At 47.3% G+C, this 15,568-nt stretch carries 12 protein-coding genes; 4 read left to right on the forward strand and 8 right to left on the reverse strand.

The features are described from left to right. Positions 1-10: 10 nt before the first annotated feature. A complete protein-coding gene (locus L1D31_RS11695) occupies positions 11-781 on the reverse strand; it encodes a slipin family protein (RefSeq protein WP_019276687.1) in 771 nt (256 codons plus the stop codon). Positions 782-790: 9 nt separating this feature from the next. After that, positions 791-2,170 carry a nodulation protein NfeD gene (locus tag L1D31_RS11700; protein WP_239837298.1) on the reverse strand — a complete coding sequence of 460 codons (1,380 nt, stop codon included), beginning with the start codon at positions 2,168-2,170 and terminating at the stop codon, positions 791-793. Positions 2,171-2,434: 264 nt separating this feature from the next. Here L1D31_RS11700 and L1D31_RS11705 point away from each other — a divergent pair, with 264 nt between their 5' ends. From L1D31_RS11705 to L1D31_RS11715, 3 genes are read left to right on the forward strand one after another with little or no spacing between them, the layout of a single operon-like run. Continuing rightward, on the forward strand, positions 2,435-4,477 hold the full coding sequence (locus L1D31_RS11705) for an NHL repeat-containing protein (protein WP_239837299.1): 2,043 nt from the start codon (positions 2,435-2,437) through the stop codon (positions 4,475-4,477). Positions 4,478-4,487: 10 nt separating this feature from the next. After that, a complete protein-coding gene (locus tag L1D31_RS11710; protein ID WP_239837300.1) occupies positions 4,488-4,721 on the forward strand; it encodes a hypothetical protein in 234 nt (77 codons plus the stop codon). A 56-nt stretch (positions 4,722-4,777) separates the two neighbouring features. Beyond that, a complete protein-coding gene (locus tag L1D31_RS11715) occupies positions 4,778-5,341 on the forward strand; it encodes a hypothetical protein (RefSeq protein ID WP_239837301.1) in 564 nt (187 codons plus the stop codon). Here L1D31_RS11715 and L1D31_RS11720 read toward each other — a convergent pair whose 3' ends face one another. The 5 genes from L1D31_RS11720 to L1D31_RS11740 are packed head-to-tail and all read right to left on the reverse strand — an operon-like array spanning position 5,342 to position 10,967. Continuing rightward, the gene (locus tag L1D31_RS11720; protein WP_239837302.1) at positions 5,342-6,046 is read right to left on the reverse strand and encodes an ABC transporter ATP-binding protein; all 705 of its coding nucleotides are present in this window, start codon (positions 6,044-6,046) and stop codon (positions 5,342-5,344) included. Between the two features lie 25 nt (positions 6,047-6,071). Next, positions 6,072-7,355: an ABC transporter permease gene (locus L1D31_RS11725; RefSeq protein WP_239837303.1), complete on the reverse strand. Its 1,284-nt coding sequence runs from the start codon at positions 7,353-7,355 to the stop codon at positions 6,072-6,074. A 3-nt stretch (positions 7,356-7,358) separates the two neighbouring features. Continuing rightward, on the reverse strand, positions 7,359-8,573 hold the full coding sequence (locus tag L1D31_RS11730) for an ABC transporter permease (protein ID WP_239837304.1): 1,215 nt from the start codon (positions 8,571-8,573) through the stop codon (positions 7,359-7,361). Next, entirely contained in the window at positions 8,570-9,841 is a 1,272-nt protein-coding gene (locus tag L1D31_RS11735; protein WP_239837305.1) for a TolC family protein, read from the reverse strand. The genes L1D31_RS11730 and L1D31_RS11735 overlap by 4 nt, the downstream gene beginning before the upstream one ends. Next, complete coding sequence (locus L1D31_RS11740; protein WP_239837306.1) at positions 9,834-10,967, reverse strand: efflux RND transporter periplasmic adaptor subunit; 1,134 nt, start codon at positions 10,965-10,967, stop codon at positions 9,834-9,836. Before L1D31_RS11740 ends, L1D31_RS11735 begins: the two co-directional genes overlap by 8 nt. Before the next feature lie 485 nt (positions 10,968-11,452). Between L1D31_RS11740 and L1D31_RS11745 the strand changes: the two genes are divergently transcribed. After that, the gene (locus tag L1D31_RS11745; RefSeq protein ID WP_239837307.1) at positions 11,453-13,456 is read left to right on the forward strand and encodes a M4 family metallopeptidase; all 2,004 of its coding nucleotides are present in this window, start codon (positions 11,453-11,455) and stop codon (positions 13,454-13,456) included. A 66-nt stretch (positions 13,457-13,522) separates the two neighbouring features. Here the strand turns inward: L1D31_RS11745 and L1D31_RS11750 are convergent, their stop codons facing one another. Further along, positions 13,523-15,337 (reverse strand): ricin-type beta-trefoil lectin domain protein, encoded by a 1,815-nt coding sequence (locus L1D31_RS11750; protein WP_239837308.1) that lies wholly within the window; start codon positions 15,335-15,337, stop codon positions 13,523-13,525. Positions 15,338-15,568: the final 231 nt, after the last annotated feature.

A 15,568-nucleotide genomic window follows, 5' to 3' on the forward strand; every position in this document is an offset into this window, starting at 1 on the left:
CATCCCATCTCTACTCATTATTTTTCTGCTGTGATTTAGCAAACTCAGCCATGGTTTCAACCAAATTAATCGGCATTGGGAAAATAATAGTTGAGGTTTTATCGGTCGAGATTTCCGTTAACGTCTGCATATATCGAAGCTGCAACGCATTTGGCGCTTGATTTAGTATCTCTGCCGCTTCTCTGAGTTTATTCGAGGCCTCTAGCTCACCAGTCGCATGTATAATCTTCGCTCGCCGATTACGTTCTGCTTCCGCTTGCCGAGCCAGAGCTCGCACCATACTGTCATTGAGATCCACATGCTTAACTTCAACAGTGGCGATTTTAATCCCCCAATCATCCGTTTGCTGATCAAGTATCGCCTGTAGATCTTTGTTCAGTTGCTCTCGCTCTGACAGTAGTTCGTCCAATTCATGTTGACCTAACACAGAACGCAGCGTTGTTTGGGAGAGCTGGCTGGTCGCATCGCTATAACTTTCAATATTATTGATCGCCATTTGCGGATCTATCACCCGAAAATAGACCACGGCGTTAACGCGCACAGAGACATTATCCCGTGTGATCAGATCCTGAGTCGGCACATCTAACACCACTGTACGAAGATCAACACGCACCATTTGTTGTATAAACGGAATCAAGATTATTAGCCCTGGCCCTTTTACCTCTTGAAAGCGGCCAAGGAAAAACACCACACCGCGCTCATATTCACGCAGTACTTTGAACATTTGAGTCGCTACTGCAATCAACAGTAGCGCGATTACTCCACCTGTATACATCCACATAAACGCCTCCTAGTTTTTCGCGCCTTGCTGCGCTCTCACTGTCAGCTTTAACCCTTGAATTTGGATGACTTCGACTTTGTCACCCTGCCTTAGTATTTCTTCACCTGTCGCTTTTGCATGCCATAACGCACCGTCCATTCTTACCCTGCCAACACCTTCAGCAAAGTCTTCACACACCACCGCCATTTTTCCTGTGTAATTTTCCACTCCTGTTGTGACCTGCTTACGACGCACTTTAAGTAGCAGACCAACAGTAAGAATAATGAATGCCGCGGAAAACAGCGCAATACCGAGAATCAAAGGCACCGCAATCTGGAAGCCGGGCATGCCGCTATCAAGAAGAAAGATCGAACCGAGCACAAATGCTGTGATGCCACCCAAGCCAAAAATTCCAAAGCTGGGGTTAAATGCTTCCACAATCATCAACGCGATGCCGAGCAGTAACAACGCTAAACCGACATAATTTACGGGCAACATTTGCAAGGCGTACATCGCCAGCAATAAACAGATTCCACCCAACACACCGGGTAGGCCAATTCCTGGATTATAAAACTCAAGCAGTAAGCCATAGATTCCAATCAGCATCAGAATATAAGCAACATTAGGGTTGGTAATCACCGCAAGCATCTCCGCTCGCCAATCGGGTTTTCGCTCCACCCAAGCCACGTTTTTTAGCACCAGCTCTGTAGCAACGCTGTTAATCACCACCTCGCGACCATTAGCTTTTTCTATCAGCTGTTCTGGTGAAGAGGCAATAAAATCGATCACGTTCAATTCAAGCGCTTCCGTCGCATCCAAGCTTGCGGCTTCACTGACGGCTTTTTCTGCCCACTCGGCATTACGACCATGTAACCTAGCTAAACCTTTAATGTAAGCTTTGGCATCGTTGATGACTTTCTTTTCCATCGCCGTTTTAGCAGGCACTTTTTCTGAGTTTTGCGGTGCAGACTCATCACTTCTCTGAGTTGAGTCATCTTCATTAGCAGGTGTGGGAGACGGCGGTGCACCGCCTCCCAGACTGACAGGAGTGGCGGCCCCAAGGTTGGTCGCTTCAGCCATCGCTGTGATATGACTGGCAAATAAGATGTAAGTACCAGCACTGGCGGCTCTTGCGCCTGAAGGGCCAACCCAAGTGGCGACTGGAATGTGTGATGTAGTGATCGAGCGAATCATGTCTCGCATCGCACTGTCCAGCCCACCGGGGGTGTCCATTTTGAGTAGGATCAGCTTGACCGTGCCCGTCTGATGCGCTTGTTCTATCTCGCGAGACACATAATCACTGGTCGCAGGGCCAATCGCTCCTTTGAGCGGAATAATCCACACTTCATTGGCCACAGCCGATGACATCGCCAGTAACCAGCTGATGATAAAAATCGATATCCGTTTCATACCACCCTCCTGTTGTTAACAAGTCTTCGGTGGTCACGCCTTAAATTATAGATACCCAGTGTGAAGGTTCATAATCATGCGTCACAAAGCTACTTATTCCGCAATGAATATGCGACACGTAAAGTATAATTTTACCTTACCTGCAAAAACGTCATTCCAGATAACCGAGGATTCGTTTATACAAGTGGCAACGTGGTACTGTCATTTTTGACTGCTAAAGTTATGTGTTGAGTTACATATAATTTATGTCAAAAGGCTAGAACCATGGGAATTGCATATCACACTTATATCGGCAAACAGGTCACCCAATTGCCGAGCCTCCCCTGCCGCGCAGCAGGGAATGTTTCTCTTAATACGCCAGTAGGCAATTGCATCGATCGCTTCGGCCGCATCTGGCTGGCAGACACCGCACACAATCGTTTGTTGGTGTTTGATAGAAAAATGAAAAAGTTACTCGCCAGTTTTGGTTCAGTGGGAAGTGGCAGCCAACAGTTTAATATGCCTTTTCGCCTTCTTCCTCACCCAGAAAAACCATGGATTTATGTCAGCGACATTGCCAACAAACGCATCCATATCCTTGAATACAACCAAGCACTAAACATTCGTTCCATTCATCGTTTCGGGGCAGGTGAACCCGTTCACCTCGAGGGGCCAAATGGACTAGCGTTTTATGAAGGGAAACTGTGTGTCGCTGATGAATTTCACGAAGGACCCGACAACGAAAGCCGTTTGGTCGTGTTCGACGAAAATGGAAACTGGCTAAGGGATATTAATGTCGTTAATGCACAAGAAGCGGTGCACTTTCTGTGGCCACAGGGTCTGAGCTGCGATAACAATGGCCACTTGTATGTTGCAAATACCGGATTTGCCACTGTGGTTCGCTGCGATTGGGATGGAAATCCGGTCCCGTTTGCCAGCGGCAAAACTTACTTGGATGACATCGATCTTGCTCGTGATGTTTCAATCATTGATAACCGCATACTCATTCCAGGCGCGAAGCAGTACTCTGTATCGGTCTACGATATCGACGGGCATTTCTCAGGTAGCTTGAATGGATTCTTCTCGCCGATTCAGATCACCAAAATGCATCAGGATACATTACTGATCACTGAGCCTATCTTAGCTTCCGTTCAAATTCACAAAGTTGATTGGGCTGATTTATCTCCTGAGTTGCCGACAACAACCATAGTTGTTGACCAGTTAAGTGATGAGCGGGATCAAAAAGGCCAGCTTCACTTCGTCACTTCAGTGGCAGGTAATACTTCACTCGCCGCTCAAAGTAGATACACCAGCCAATACCCTTTGATCAATGCATGGTGGGATCAGCAATTCCAGCAACAAGATAAGTGGCTCAACTCGATACACCAACTTGATGCACCGTCTTGGGTATCGATGGCTTTGAGCACGCAGCTCGAATGGACGCAAAGATGGCAGCAAACTTGGGTCCGCATCTTCCTTGGCGATCAGTTTAACGATTCTAGTCAACTGCTATGGTTAGTTGATGCAGGTAACTACCAGCTTCAAGCGACTGAATACAATCGTCCAGACACTGCCAGGCCAAACAGCTTACCGCTGCTTCCTGGGTCTTTGGGTATCTGCTCTCTTACGCCTGCCATGCCATTAATTGGCCAGCTTAACCCCGAACTCCCGTTACTGGTTGTGAGTAACTACATCAGCGGTATTGTCACTATTTATCAATATGACGAGTTCATCGGTGAATTGGTGCCTTTTAGCTATTTTGGCGGTTTAGGCCACGCTAACTGGCAATTGTTTAAACCTCAAGGAATCGCGGTGGATCCAATCAGCCGAGATATATACGTTGCTGATTCTGGCAATAACCGTATCTGTCGCTGGCGACTGAATGCTCAAGGGATAGCTGGCTTAGTTTGTACATTCGGCCAAAAAGGTCACGGTGACCAAGATTTCTTTACTCCAACCGACATCACCATCACGCCAGACGGGCACAAATACATTACTGATCAGAACAACAACCGAGTCGTCATTTATGACCGTCATGACAAATACATAGGTAGCTTTGGCCAACAAGGTTACGGCACAGACAACGACAACTTCTTGTTGCCGACCAGTATCGATTTTGATGAGGGTAAGCTGTTTGTATCGGATTTAGTCAACCGCGCGATTAAAATCTTCGATCAACAAGGCGAGTTTATCGATAGCTTTAGTGGATTTGGCGCAGATCCAAGCAAAGGCGAACTATGGATGCCCTACCTTCTCCATGCGCACAATCAAACCCTTTACCTACCTGACTGCGCTTTGAATCGCGTCAACGTATATAAAATCAGCTAAGGAGAGCGTCATGACATCAGTATTCGACAAAGCGAAGACCAAACGTCTGAAGCAAGCGACAACTGACATTCCTGAACAATCGGTTGAAGCCAGTAACAAGCTCATTCAGCAGTACCAGTGCGTCACTGAACACTGCCTCAATCAGCCATCCTCAAAAGAAACCCGTAAAAAGCTTGAGGAGTGGCACAGTGCTCATCAGGCTCATGCCATCAATCACAACTTATCTCCTCCAAATGAAAATTAAATAAGCGGTATTCTCCGCTATACTTCCCATTAGGAGTCACTAATGTAAGGATAAATATGGTAAGGAAACCATTCTTGTTAACCATAGCGCTTGCCATATCGGCGTGTCATCATGACGGTGAACTCAACTTAGATGATTCTAATTCGGACTCAGATACTGGTACCATCACACATATGGGCTGTAATGTTGCCTCCTATCAAGGGACACACTTAGATAGCACAAGTGCATCCGTAACTAAAACATATTATTGCCCTCCCACTACGGATGAGGTAACAACTGCTGGTTACACATACAGCTCATCAATCACAGAAGGCACCGTTACCTACGCCTTAATGAACGCCACTGAAATTTTAAACTTTTGTAACGGGGTATACAGCGGCGTTCCGCCGTTAACAGACTATACCTCATTCATCAATGCCAATAGTGTGGCGGAATTCGGTGATACCTCGGGTTCCTATGCTTGGCCTGTCTCTGCGGTGTATTTCACATTACTCAATGGAAGTACTTGGGTCGAAGTGACACTGGATTCGTCAGGCGGTGCGACCGCAGACGTTGCAGGGGCAACGGCCATTGATGGGTCCAGCGAAAGAGCACTTGCTCTTTGTGTCACCTCACCATAACTACACTGCCTTATGAAAAGGTAGCCTGTCTGATATTACCTTACCGTCCTTGATGGTGATAATGCGCTTGGTTCGTTCAGCCAGCGCATTGTCATGCGTAACAATAATCAAGGTTCGTCCTTCCGCATGTAGCTGATTAAACAAAGCTTCGATTTCAGCACCTGACTTGGAATCCAGAGCACCGGTCGGCTCATCTGCCAAAATAATCTGCGGATCGTTAACCAGTGCTCGTGCAATCGCTACACGCTGTTTTTGACCACCGGATAACTGATTCGGCTTATGATCGAGACGATCGCCCAGTCCAACCTGCTCAAGCAGTTTGGCCGCACGCTGACGACGCTCTTTGGCTTTAATACCCGAATACACCAAAGGCAGTGCGACATTATCAAGTGCCGTTGCGTACTCAAGCAGGTTAAAGCTTTGAAAAACAAACCCGATTTTCTGGTTACGTATTCCCGCTAATTCATTGGCACTCAGTGCTGCCACGTTTTGTCCATCAAGCAAATAATCGCCATTGGTTGGTTTATCCAAGCAGCCGAGCATATTCATTAGTGTGGATTTACCTGAACCTGAAGGACCCAAGATGGAGAGAAACTCGCCCTGCTCAATCGTAAGTTCTACACCATCTAGTGCCCGAACTTCCACTTCGCCGCTTGAGTAATACTTACAAAGATTCGTCAGTTGAACCAATGCATTATCTGACATACTGACTCCTGATTTCTTGAACTCATCATTCACTTTGCAGCGCCTCCATAGGCGTTACTTTCGCAGCGCGATTTGCCGGTAACCAGGCTGATGCCACGCCTATGACAACTAGAGTAGCAATCACAATTGCCACCACAAGCCAGGAAAGCTCTGGGACAGGTTTGCCCAAACGTTCATAAAAAACATTGCCTTCTAGACTGACAGAGCCAATCGCCGATACCAATGCATAAGTGACTGCAAGCCCGAGAGCTCCACCCATCACCATAGTCATGAGCGACTGAACTAAATAGTGGAGCCGAATCGCCGTCGGCGTCGCGCCCACAGCCATTCGCACACCAATATCTCGGGTTGAACGTTTCACCGTCGCGTACATGACATTGGCAATACCGACTCCCGCTACCGCAAGTGTGATAAAACCAATGATGCCAAGAAAGCTCTGTAAGCCAACCAGAAACTGCTGCATGCTTTTTTGCTTTAAGAACATGTCTTCTACTTGAACAATCTGCTGATCAGTAACACTGGCACCATGCTTGCGCGCAATCACCTGACGAATGGTTTCCGCTAACTTGACTCTATCAACACCACTTGTTGGTTGAACATTAATACCAGCTATATCAGCACTAGTATGAAAGCGCTGCCACGTGGAGAGCGGGACAAAGCTGGAATAATTAATGGGATCACCCTGCTCAATATCGGCACTATTTTTTTCCAGTACTCCAACCACTGTGAACTCTTCACTGCCGATTTTGACCTTTTCCCCAACCGGATTGACTTTCAGTGTTACAGTCGCAAACCAGTTAAAGTCATCTTCTGGGTTAAACAAGTCAGCAGCTAAAAGGTAGCCAAGTACAACAACTTTACGTTGTTCTTTCTGATCAAGCGGATTGAGCCAGCGACCACCCGAAAGCGGAGCAAGGTTGGTCATAGCTCGAAAGTCAGTAGTGACTGCAAGTGGCTCTCGCCATGTACCGCGATCGCCAACCGTGATGCGCTCATCCCATAGTGCCGTCGGCGCTACAGCTTTGACTTCCGGCAGCGCGCTGACGACATCGGCATCATCGACTTTGAGCGTCAGCGGCTTGCCCTGATGGAACATACCATAATCTACGGTTGCCATCCCACCTGTCAGGTAGATCAAATTGCCATTGCCATTTTGCGCGGTTTTCAGCACTCCCTGGCGAATGCCCTCTCCCACAGCTAACATGGCCGCAATACATAAGGTAGCCCAAGCAACTGCCAATATTGTCAGCCCTAACCTCAGCTTTTCTGCTGCCATTTCCTGAAAAATCTGTCTCATTGGTAGCAACATTGTTTAAGCCCTCGCACTCAGTGCTAACACCGGCGTCAGTCGCGAAGCTCGTCTTGCAGGGAAGTAAGACGCCATTAACGCTAATACTACAGTGACCAGTAATGACAACGCAATCGAGTCAGGTGTAATCACTGGCGAACCAATCCACTCTGGTAATGCCACAGTGCTCAGTAGCGCAACCAATGCAAACGAGATCATTAAACCAATGGCCGTTCCAACGGCGACCAGTATCAACCCCTCAATGATAAACTGGCTCAGTATTGACACCTGTGTTGCCCCTATCGCCAATCGCACACCGATTTCTCGGGTTCGTTCAGTGACCGAAAGGAACATAATGTTCGCCACACCAAGTGCCCCCACCGCCATTGTCATTGCACCGCTGGCTCCCAGAAATATTTGAATCCCGCGAAGAATACCGCTTATCACAACTGCTCCCTCACTAAAGTCAGGCAAACGCACCGCATCCTTATCACTTGGGTCAAAGTGGAGCTGCTTAGCGTAAAAGCGAACAATACTCTCTCGGAACGAGGCAGAGTCCATACCATCTATCGGTTTCATCAACAGCATCCAAGGTTTATCGTTCCATAGATCGCGATAGGTGGTTTGCGGGATGAAAACTCTGCGGCTATCACCAAAAGAAATACCGGTGTCTTCGTCGCTGAGTACACCAATAACCAAGAAAGGAATGCCATTAACTTTGACCTCCTCACCAATCCCGATACCACCCATTTTGGCAATCTGATCGCCCAGCACAGCAACGCGAGTGTGGCTCGCAATGTCACTCGGTGAAATATTGCGGGAGCCCGTCTGAAGTTTCCGCTCTGCAAGAGCAAAGTAAGCAGGGTCAATCCCACTCACGGCGCGAGCTAAATTTTGTCCTTTGATATTCGTGACACTGGCATCCCACTTGGCATACACGGACGCAACTTCCTTAACAAAGCCCGACTGCTTGATCATCTCGACTTTATCTTGTGGAATATCGATTTCACGACGTGATGGCAACCCTTGCCAAGGTGTGCTAGTTCGAGATGGGAAAACCACCTGCACGTTATTCACCATAAATGAGAATGACTGACTTTGATGACGGTAAAAGCCTTCGCCTAAAGCCATTAACACCACAACAGAAATAATCCCCCAAGCGATGGCTATAATTGCCAACATACTCTTCATTCTGTGTGCTATTAGCGTCTGCCAAGTTTGCTGAAGCAGATTGCTCATGAATGGAAAGCCTGAGAAATTAAGGTCATGGTATTGTCGTCAAGCTTGCCAGCCGTTTGCAGCAAACCAACTCGTTGACGCCAGTAGTTATAAAGGTTGTTTTGCAAACTGTTCTTCGCATCAAACAGGTTGTTATGAGCATCAATCACTTCCGATGCTTCCAGAAGTCCAGCATCGTAGAGCTTCTCCTTACTGCTCAAAACTTTAGCACGAGACTCGACCACCTCATTAGCCATTAGGACCTGATTCCAATTGATGTCGACCTGAGTAAACTGCTGGACAATGCGTTTCTGAATATCAATTTCAACCCTGCGCAAGTCCTGTTTAGCACTCAATATATTCAGAGATGCTTCATCTACCTTAGCGCGCATCGCACCGTTTAGATCAATCGGCACACTCAAGGTGAGCCCGGCATTAAACTCTCCGTTAGAATATTTGTCATCATCACTGTAGCCGAGATTACCCTTTACCGTTGGGTAATAGCCGCCTTTGGCTGATTGGCGTGCAAACTCGCTGGCTTTGACCTTTTGCGCGGCTACTAACAGCTCTGGGCTACTGTCTTTGGCCAACTTAAGCCATTGTTCTTGGGACTCAACCAACATCGGAGGCTGAATCAGGTTGTCGGTGCGAATTTGGTCAACACGCTTAGGCATCTGATTGATGAGTGCCCCAAGCTCGGCTCTTTTCTCTTCCAACTGAGCCTGTGCATTGAGAATGCCGGCTTTATCTGTCACTAGAGTGGCACGAATCTCCTCCACATCAATCGACTTGACTTTACCCGCCTGATAACGTTTTTCGATAATCTTCAGTAGCTTATTGCCTTCCTCCAGTTTGCTTTTCGCCAGTTGAAGATCGCCTTGAGCACTGGCGACATCAAGATAAGTCGCCAATAGCTTCTGGGCTAATTCATTGTGAGCCTGAGATAGCTCCAGCTCCGTTCTAAGATAGTTTGCTTGTGCTTCATCTAAATCTGACCAAAGGCTGCTGTCCCATATTGTTTGGGATAACGTTGCACCGTAAGTATTAGTATTGTCACTGTCTTCGTTCCAATTCGCTGATGCGGTCGCACTTAAAGATGGCAACAACGAGCTGCGGCTAGAGGCAACACCTGTTTCACCAATCTGTACGCCAATCTTGGCTTTTTCGTAATCGGGGTCACTTTGTTTTGCTTGCTTCCAAGCTTGTTCAATAGAAATGGCGTAGCTGGGGAAACTCAAGGTTGCAGCCAGCAATACGCATCCAAAATATGAGAGATGATGTTTAGCCATGAGCAGCTCCCATCATACTGTTATCGATAATGTCTTCACCGAGATCAACACCTTCTAATACTTCAACATTGATTCCGTCCGACAGACCAAGCTTGACCTTTTGCTTATGGAAACCCTGCTCTGAACTATCAGGGATCAGCACATTTGGCGTATCCCCTTCAAATTGCAGTGCACGCTCTGGCAAAGTCAACACGTTTTCCGATTTCTTAAGCGTGATTTGTGCCGTGGAAGAAAACCCCGAACGTAATGTAACGTCTTGTGGAATTTTTAGTTCACCAACTTCCACTTCAAAGCCATTATCGAAGCTCTTTACTGTCGATGTATCTTCAGGTGAATTGAGGTTCTCCGATTGAATCGCTACCTTGGTTAAAACCCCTTCTATCTGTACATCAGGGTATGGCGCGACCGTCAGCAGAACTGGCATACCCGGTGTTAATTGCGCTGCGTCGTGCTCACTCACGCTGCCTTTGAAAATCAGGCTGTTCATGTCTGCGAGAGACATCATTTCTGTCGCAGCCTGACTCGATTCAGTCGAAATGATCGGTTCGCCCACTTCCACTTTCCGGTTCAACACTGTGCCATCAATCGGCGCATAAATGGTCGAAGTCAGACGCGCATCACCAATGGATGCCTCACCGCTTTGAATTAGCTCAAGGTTTTGGCGTTTTTGCAGCACTGCAGCTTGTGCTGATTTAACTTCCGAACGCGCGCTAACGTAATCGTCGTAGTTGCTTGGAATAATGTCTTGCTTAACTAAGCTCTCTAAGTTCGCCAGTTTTTGCTTAGCCGATTCAAGGGTGGCTTCACTGCTCATCAGCTCTGTAGAGGCATCGGTCAATGCTTGTGGCGTAGGGTTCGGGCGCACTTTAATAAGCGCCTGCCCTTGTTTAACCTTTTCTCCCACTTGCGCATAAATCTCTCCGACAATACCGTCGATTTGAGATTTAATGGAGACTGAATGCGCTGGAACAATTTTACCTACCGCTACGGCTTCTTTCTCAATCGTTCCTTTCTCCACCACCAAGGTGGGCAAGCTCTCAGGTTGAGACGAGGATTGCAGATAAAAATACGCGCTGCCACCGAGCAATGCGATGCTCGCAGCAGACAAGAGCCAACGTTTCGCCATGCTTTACTTCCAATGAGATTGATATGTAGCCATCTGACTACCCTAAGATTATTAAGTTCCGAAAATCATACAGCACACTTGTGTAATGAATACAGTCACAGATTGTATGAGTTTGTAGGTCTGTTTAGACAATGCAAAAGACTTAACTAATACACCTAAGCTGGCCCACCGGACAGTAAATTAATCTAAATTTATTCTAACAAGTTATGAATGCCGCTTTGCTGCCGATTTAGGCGCTGGCTAACTTTAGGCATCTCGCAACGAACCACACCATCATGCCTGGTCAGGCGCGACCATAAAGCACCAAACATGAAATGGAAAAAGCCACTTTTCGACTCAGCCTCTCATTTATTAGAGAGGTGTTGAAATGTTTTGCACCCAAGCATCATATAAAACCATTTGCACTTATGATTTCCACATCATATCTCTACTCTACACACGCAATTTTTCCCCAATCAATTGAAAAATAACTACAAAGGTGAAGTATGCGTAACGTTAATTTACTTATGCTGTTTCCAATGGCTTTCGCTTCTCAAGCTGCCAACGTTGTTGACTACTCTCAAGTTGACCTTTCCCAAGTACTTAATCCGCCGACAACACGGGCATTTTCAGCACCCAATCAGCCGCTGGCTTATCAAGATGCTAGTCGTGTGAAAGCTGGCCCGCAGACACTGCTTCGCAAGCAACAGTTACACTATGGTGTCCCAGTTTACGGCCAGTCTTTAGTCGCTCAAGTTTCCGCCCAAGGTACAGTGACACCTGTTGACGGAAAAGTCTTAACAGGCATTGATGCCGATATTGGCTCTACCTTACCTATGCTCAACGCAAAGCAAGCGATAGAGCTGGCAAAAGGCAATAGCCAAGGCTTTGCTTCTCAAGCGATTCGCGATCCAAATGCTGAACTAATGATCTGGCAAGATGAGCAACAGATCGCTCGTTTGGTCTACAAAGTCGACTTTATTCAGATGAATGGTATGGGGCCTTCAAGGCCGATTACTTTAGTCGATGCTAAGTCCGGTGACGTGCTTGACCGGTGGGAAGGGATTGCTTTCATTGAAGCGGAAGGGCCTGGTGGTAACCGCAAAAGTGGTCGCTACTACTTTGGACCTAAAACGCAATACGGCGGCTTTGAAGTTAACCAGTATTGCCAAATGGACAGCCCAAATGTCGTCACACTCAATATGAACAACCAGCAATACGGTGGGCAAGTTCATCAGTTTGACTGTAACGTCAATAACTACCGTAGCGTGAATGGGGCCTACGCTCCAATGAATGACGCACACTATTTTGGTCAACGCGTTTTCGATATGTACATGGATTGGTTAAACACCCGACCTATTCAGCAAAAACTGACCATGCGCGTTCACTATGGCTCTAACTATGGCAATGCATTCTGGGATGGTCGTCAGATGACCTTTGGTGATGGTAACCAGTCAATGTATCCACTGGCCACGTGGGATGTGATTGCACATGAAGTCAGCCACGGCTTTACAGAGCAGAACTCTGGTCTGGAATACCGTGGTATGTCAGGTGGGATGAATGAGTCTTTCTCTGATGTAGCTGCGGCGGCACTCAGCCAGTACGTTCACGGCAGCTTCAACTGGAAAATGGGCGAACATGTCATGAAGTACTCTGATGCCATGCGTTACTTCATTCAGCCAAGCAAAGACGGCGTTTCCATTGACCATATCAACCAGTATTACAATGGTATCGACGTCCACCACAGCTCCGGTGTGTTCAACAAGGCGTTTTACCATCTCGCGACCAGCTCAAACTGGGACATCAAAAAAGCGTTCATCGCCTATGCTACCGCTAACCAACTTTACTGGCGACCAAACTCAGATTTTCAACAGGGCGCTGAAGGTGTTTGTAAAGCGGCTCACGAACTGGGATACGACACTTCCGCGGTGAACAACGCGTTCGCTCAGGTGGGTATTCAGGTGGCACAGTGCGCTTCTGGACAGCCAGATCCTGAGCCGACACCTAACCCCGATATCGTAAGCTTACAAATCAATATTCCAAGTGCGATTGAATCAGCGGGTAATGACGAGCAACACTTTGTGTTGAAGAATTCACCAGCTGAGGATATCTGGGTACAAACCTATAACGGCTATGGCAATGTTGATATGTATGTCGCGATCAATCGTCCTGCTTCACTGTCGGATCATGACTGTGCTTCCACCAACCGCGATAACAACGAATACTGTGGTTTTAGCGGTGTTGGTGATGCCGATGTTTATGTGATGGTCACAGGTGCGCGTAGCTCCTCAGATGCCTATGTTGGCGTTAGTGCCTATCTCGAAGAACCGACACCAGAACCACAGGACTTGTGCGCCAACTTAGAAGAATGGTCACCTTATTACTATTACCCACAAGGCACCGAGGTGCAGTCCTACGGGAACCGCTTTGTCGCAACCCAGACTAACTGGGGAGCCGATCCTTACAGTTACTACTGGTACTGGTCATTTGAAGGCAGCTGCCTGCAATAATCGGATGAAAAAAGAGCCCGCACGCGGGCTCTTCAGTAAGGAGAGCATTGTTATTGTTTTAGTGATTTATTTCCAAGACCACTGACTGCCATTGACGTCAGCTTGGACCAACCAACTGTTGGAGTTCCATTTCAGCGCGTTATCTAGGCTATTTTTAAGCTGGCCATTTTCCATTCGCCATGTCTGATTCGGGCGCTGGCTACAAGTTTCCATAGTGATACTTGACCCTTGCTGATCCAGACACAGACCTGGTGCTACCTTGCTGATCATCTTACCTTCAGTCGTTAGTTGCCATTGTTGGTTGTCACCGCTGTGACAACTCCAGCCGTATACTCGAGCTCCCGGAGTGGCAGAACTTCCTTCAACGTCCAGACACTGGCTACCTTGAGTAGCAATTTGCTTCCATTGCTCTGCTGGCTTCTCATCGCCTGAAGCCGCACTAAACAAAGCTGAAACAACAGAAGTCATAGGTTGAGTATAACGAGACGCTTTAGGTGCTCTATCTTGCCAGCTCTGGGGAACTGACTGAGTCACATCCCATTCGCCACTGCCATCGTAGTAGGACTTCGCTACCGCTTCAGGGGTTGGTGTCCAAAGGAAATCAGGGTGACGATTCTGATACCACTCGCCTCCGATAACATTGCCCTGAGCATCCAATTCCAAATCGTAGTAATACGTCACTCGCGATACGCCATCAAGCTTTGGCTTGTCGTAATTTCGATGAGTTGGGTTCGTCTCTACCATGTAATCTACAACCATCTGGACACCAACGACTGAGACAACACGTGACGCGCGATACTGGGTGAACTTGTCTTTTTTGTAGTCCGCCATCGCGATAGTCACATCGGCTGGATTGCCTGATGAACGATTAGTCTCTGGGTTAAAGTACTTAACCTGATAGCCAAGGATCGGCTGGTTCCAGACTTGGTAATCGTATGTCGCATCCATAATCATACTACGACCGGTGATACCGATCTGGTTGAGTACAGATAAGTGCCAACTTGCTGGGTTGTTGTCCACACAGTCAGGTTCGATAACACGACCATTTTCGTCTTTTTCAGGGTTCTGAATATTACAGCGACCACCAATAAAACGTGTATTGAACGGCGCTTCAGCCCAAAGCAGTGTGCCTAGAGCTTTAACGTCTGACGGATAGAACTTAAGCATCTCTCCATTGGCATCAGGTACTGTAATCGACTTTTCAGGACGAGGAAGCATGTAAGCCGCCGCAGCCCAGCCATGGCATAGTCCCATCCAACGCTCTACTTTGCCCTGCGACTCATAGTAACCTTTACCTGAGTCCCACGAACGCTTGGTCAGCGTGAAGTTTTTATCCCCGACCAATAAGTCATACTTCTCTGCCGGAGAAAGTAAGTGGCGCTGCTCGCTTGAGTAGCTATCCAACGGTTTGATGGTATGTGAAAAATCGTAGTATTCCTGCCAGTCTGACGCGTAAAGTTCACGGTCAGAATAACGCCACGCGGCTGCGCCGGAGTACAAAGGCCAGTAAGTATCAGACCAAGGCTGAACATCCAGATATTTTGAATCTGGTGCCGCACTATCCAATTCAACCAGATTGCGAATCAGTGCGTTACCCACATCAACCAGACGCGCTGGGTTATCGTTGTTCAGGTTTGCTGAGAATCGAGGAGCAATGACTGACTCTGCTCTTTCCATAACCGTTTCACGCATTTGATCTCTGAAGCGCTCAAGCTCTTCAGCACTCATGGTTTGATATTCGTCTCCTTCTTTCTCTGGTAACGCATCCATGACTTTTTGCGGATTGGCGTGAAACGCCGTCATAAATGCATCTATGCGTGCATTGTCCGCAACAGCGGTCAAAGGCACCGAGATAGACAACAAGGTGATGATTTTTTTCATTATAAAGCTCTACGTTGTTAGTTTTTATGTTCTATAAGCCAGAGTGATACCTCGACTCTGGGCGGCACGTAGAGTGGTGATCTTTGTTCCGCAAATCAATCAGGAAAATCGACCAAACATCAGAACCGTGAATGGTTCCAACAAAAAGCAGGTTGGGTACTTCAATGTTTATCTAGAGCGATTTTTATTTATATATGAGAAGGTTATTTGCAATGCCCTGTTTCTGTTAAC

Source organism: Vibrio sp. Isolate23 (assembly GCF_022398095.1).
Lineage (GTDB): Bacteria > Pseudomonadota > Gammaproteobacteria > Enterobacterales > Vibrionaceae > Vibrio > Vibrio coralliilyticus_A.

What these genes read in the sequence shown, in the direction of transcription:
- L1D31_RS11695 (WP_019276687.1), bottom strand. Translation starts at nt 781, where the DNA reads ATGTGGATGTATACAGGTGGAGTAATCGCGCTACTGTTGATTGCAGTA.
- L1D31_RS11700 (WP_239837298.1), bottom strand. Translation starts at nt 2,170, where the DNA reads ATGAAACGGATATCGATTTTTATCATCAGCTGGTTACTGGCGATGTCA.
- L1D31_RS11705 (WP_239837299.1), top strand. Translation starts at nt 2,435, where the DNA reads ATGGGAATTGCATATCACACTTATATCGGCAAACAGGTCACCCAATTG.
- L1D31_RS11710 (WP_239837300.1), top strand. Translation starts at nt 4,488, where the DNA reads ATGACATCAGTATTCGACAAAGCGAAGACCAAACGTCTGAAGCAAGCG.
- L1D31_RS11715 (WP_239837301.1), top strand. Translation starts at nt 4,778, where the DNA reads ATGGTAAGGAAACCATTCTTGTTAACCATAGCGCTTGCCATATCGGCG.
- L1D31_RS11720 (WP_239837302.1), bottom strand. Translation starts at nt 6,046, where the DNA reads ATGTCAGATAATGCATTGGTTCAACTGACGAATCTTTGTAAGTATTAC.
- L1D31_RS11725 (WP_239837303.1), bottom strand. Translation starts at nt 7,355, where the DNA reads ATGTTGCTACCAATGAGACAGATTTTTCAGGAAATGGCAGCAGAAAAG.
- L1D31_RS11730 (WP_239837304.1), bottom strand. Translation starts at nt 8,573, where the DNA reads ATGAGCAATCTGCTTCAGCAAACTTGGCAGACGCTAATAGCACACAGA.
- L1D31_RS11735 (WP_239837305.1), bottom strand. Translation starts at nt 9,841, where the DNA reads ATGGCTAAACATCATCTCTCATATTTTGGATGCGTATTGCTGGCTGCA.
- L1D31_RS11740 (WP_239837306.1), bottom strand. Translation starts at nt 10,967, where the DNA reads ATGGCGAAACGTTGGCTCTTGTCTGCTGCGAGCATCGCATTGCTCGGT.
- L1D31_RS11745 (WP_239837307.1), top strand. Translation starts at nt 11,453, where the DNA reads ATGCGTAACGTTAATTTACTTATGCTGTTTCCAATGGCTTTCGCTTCT.
- L1D31_RS11750 (WP_239837308.1), bottom strand. Translation starts at nt 15,337, where the DNA reads ATGAAAAAAATCATCACCTTGTTGTCTATCTCGGTGCCTTTGACCGCT.